Raw genomic sequence first — 534 nt, 5'->3', positions numbered from 1 at the left:
AACCGAAAGTTCAAAAAAAACTTCAGCTGGCGCAGGGTTGACTGATAATGACTGAGATTAAAAATGATAAAGACCATCTCGATGATTATTGTGAGGAATGTGGTTGTGAAGATGAGAGTGTTTCTCAAAATTTACTAATGTTTGGATATAAAATTTGTGTCTCTTGTAGGATTTCTAAAACTATATTTCCTCTTTAGGTAATATTACTAATTGGCAGACTATTTAATCTACTCATTACAAAAGAAACAGATAAAATTGCCAATATTAAAAATGATAAAAAAACTATTCCAAAAGCTTTAATATTTGATTTAAAATTCAATACCTCTTTAGTTGAAATTATTAATGAGGCAAATATCCAAAATTGAGTTAAAAAAATTATTGGCATAACTAAGTCAGGAGTTAATGCTATAAATCTCAGTAATCCAGGGGCATGTGCTATACCTACTGCGATTAAGATTTTTTTAAAAGTGACCTTGGTATCTTTATCAGGAAAAATTTTGGCACCTATTGTAAATATCAAAACTGCCCAAAAAA

The 534-nt window shown here is 29.2% G+C and carries 1 protein-coding gene and 1 pseudogene; one reads left to right on the top strand and one right to left on the bottom strand.

The features are described from left to right. The first annotated feature begins 47 nt into the window (after positions 1–47). A complete protein-coding gene (locus tag AMN84_RS05010) occupies positions 48–197 on the top strand; it encodes a hypothetical protein (RefSeq protein WP_179850679.1) in 150 nt (49 codons plus the stop codon). On the opposite strand, the pseudogene AMN84_RS01415 reads toward AMN84_RS05010, so the two are convergent. After that, positions 194–534 (bottom strand): annotated as a pseudogene (locus AMN84_RS01415) (hypothetical protein); the annotation flags it as partial. The gene AMN84_RS05010 and the pseudogene AMN84_RS01415 overlap by 4 nt on opposite strands.

Origin of the sequence: Candidatus Pelagibacter communis (assembly GCF_001180105.1) — a bacterium.
GTDB classification, from domain to species: domain Bacteria; phylum Pseudomonadota; class Alphaproteobacteria; order Pelagibacterales; family Pelagibacteraceae; genus Pelagibacter; species Pelagibacter ubique_K.
The sequence above is the reverse complement of the archived record's forward strand: the minus strand, read 5'-3'. Positions and strand labels throughout refer to the sequence as shown.